This is a genomic window from Bradyrhizobium sp. (genome assembly GCF_019242285.1).
Classification (GTDB): domain Bacteria; phylum Pseudomonadota; class Alphaproteobacteria; order Rhizobiales; family Xanthobacteraceae; genus Bradyrhizobium.
This window is the reverse complement of the sequence record NZ_JAFAVV010000489.1, coordinates 1-2,222: the sequence shown is the minus strand read 5'-3', so window position 1 is coordinate 2,222 and position 2,222 is coordinate 1. Positions and strand designations below refer to the sequence as shown.

3 protein-coding genes are annotated in these 2,222 nt (G+C 61.9%); all 3 read left to right on the top strand.

Translation table 11 applies throughout. The annotated features are described in order from the left end of the window. The coding region (locus JOY90_RS19375) for an FtsX-like permease family protein (protein WP_291692716.1) at nucleotides 1–331 on the top strand (331 nt) is incomplete at its 5' end. Nucleotides 332–343: 12 nt separating this feature from the next. Next, nucleotides 344–1,537: an ABC transporter permease DevC gene (gene devC, locus JOY90_RS19370; RefSeq protein ID WP_367276967.1), complete on the top strand. Its 1,194-nt coding sequence runs from the start codon at nucleotides 344–346 to the stop codon at nucleotides 1,535–1,537. Then, on the top strand, nucleotides 1,537–2,222 hold a 686-nt coding region (locus JOY90_RS19365), incomplete at its 3' end, for an ATP-binding cassette domain-containing protein (protein WP_291692715.1). The genes devC and JOY90_RS19365, both read left to right, overlap by 1 nt.

The window sequence follows — 2,222 nt, the reverse complement described above, 5'->3', positions numbered from 1 at the left end:
CGGGATCATGATCGTCTACCAGATCGTCTCGACGCAGGTCAGCCGGCAATTGCCGCAATTCGCGACAATGAAGGCGATCGGGTATCCCGACCGCTCGCTGGCCGGCACGGTCAGCGCGATGTCGCTGTTGATCGTCGTCGCCGGGTTCATTCCGGCCTTGGGCGCCGCGTTGGGGCTCTACTCGGTGATCCGCCAGAAGACCTTACTGCCCGTGACGATGAGCGAGACGCGCCTCCTTGCCGTCTTCATCGCTGCACTCGCGATGGCCTTGATTTCGGCGCTGCTGTCAGTCGGCAGTCTGCGCCGCGCCGCGCCGGCCGACGTGTTCTGAGGGGGTCGGGTTCTGTCGACCGCTCCCACCTCTCTCGGACACTCACCAGCGGGACTCGCCGGAATAGTCCAACGGGGCCCGGTCCCGCTCGCCTGGCGCAATCTTGTTTCGAACAAGTCGCGCTTGCTGCGCTCGGCCGGCGGCATCGGGTTTGCGGTGCTGCTGATGCTGATGCAGCTCGGCTTCGAGCAGGCCTTTTTCGAGAGCGCGTTCGCGGTCATCCGCAGCCTCGACGGCGATATTCTGCTGCAGAGCGTACATAAATATCAGTTTGCGACGCGCGATCCGTTTCCCCGCGTCGATCTCGACAAGGTGCGCGACGTGCCGGGTGTCGCGAGCGCGCGGCCGCTCTACGCCGACTGGTTCAACTTTTTCTGGAAGAACCCGATTGACGGCAAGATTTTTCTTGTCCGCGCCTTTGGTTCTGATCCAGATGCGCCGGTCCTTTCCTTCGCCGACGTCAACGCCGACCGCGACAAATTGAAGGAACCGAATACCGTACTCGTCGACCGGCGCGCCCGGCGGTTTCTTGGCATGAGCACTGGAGCTACTGAAGCCGAGCTCAACGGTACCAAAGTCAAAATCGTCGGCGGTTTTGATCTAGGCCCCGATTTCCAGAGCGACGGTACGGTCATCATGAGCGACCGAACCTTTGCAAGCCTTCTCCGCGGCCCTTCCGGCGTCGATGTCGGGGTCGTCAAGGTGAAATCCGGCGACGATCCGGTTGCCGTTCAGCAATCCCTGAGAAAAGCATTGCCCGATACGATAGCGGTATTCACCAAGCAACAGCTGATCGAGTTCGAGCGCAAGTTTCAGGCCGACGTGTCCTCGGCCGGACCGATTTTTGCGATGGGCACCATTGTCGGATTTGTGGTTGGGATGCTGATCTCGTATCAAGTCACCTACACTGATCTTTCCGACCAGCTGCCGCAATATGCGACATTAAAGGCAATGGGATATCGAACCGGTTATCTGCTGCGCGTGGTGTTCGAACAGGCGGCGTTCAATGCGCTTGCCGGGTGGATCCCGGCATTGCTGCTCAGCCTTCTGCTCTATTACATCATCGGTCGATTAGCGTTATTGCCGCTGCACATGACGATGCGGCTGACGCTCCTCAGCCTCGGCCTGACCCTAGGAATGTGCCTGATCTCGGCGGCGATCGCAGTCCGGCGAGTGATCACCGCAGATCCGGCCGAGGTGTTCTGATGTGCGCCGCTCTGGTTGCCGAGCAAGCGGCGGCGCCGCCGATCGCGCGGCCTGCCGCACCGGAACAAGCCGTGCGCGTGCACGGGCTGAACCATTATTACGGTGAGGGCGAAGCGCGCAACCAGGTCCTGTTCGGCAACTCGATCGAGATCCCCGCAGGTCAGCTCGTTGTTATGACCGGCCCCTCGGGCGCCGGCAAAACCACTCTGTTGACCCTGATCGGGGCACTGCGCTCGGTTCACGAAGGCAGGATCGAGGTGCTTGGCCGCGACCTCTCGCGACTTGCCGGCGGCGAGCTCGTCGATGTGCGGCGCGACATCGGTTTCATCTTTCAGATGCACAATCTGTTCGATGCGCTGTCCGCTTACGAGAACGTCAAGATGGCGGCACAGCTCGCTAATGGCGAGCTGGGCGACCTGCGGCAGCGCTGCGCCGGGATCCTGGAGCGCCTGGGGCTAGGCCATCGCGTCGACCACAAGCCGAGGTTTCTCTCGGGCGGCGAGCGCCAGCGGGTCGCGATCGGCCGCGCGCTCGTCAATCAGCCAAGGCTGATCCTCGCCGACGAGCCGACCGCGGCGCTCGACAAGGATTCGACGATGAACGTAATCGACTTGCTCAAGCAGACCACGATCGGTTACGGCGCGGCCGTCATGATGGTCACCCACGACCACCGGATCATCGATTC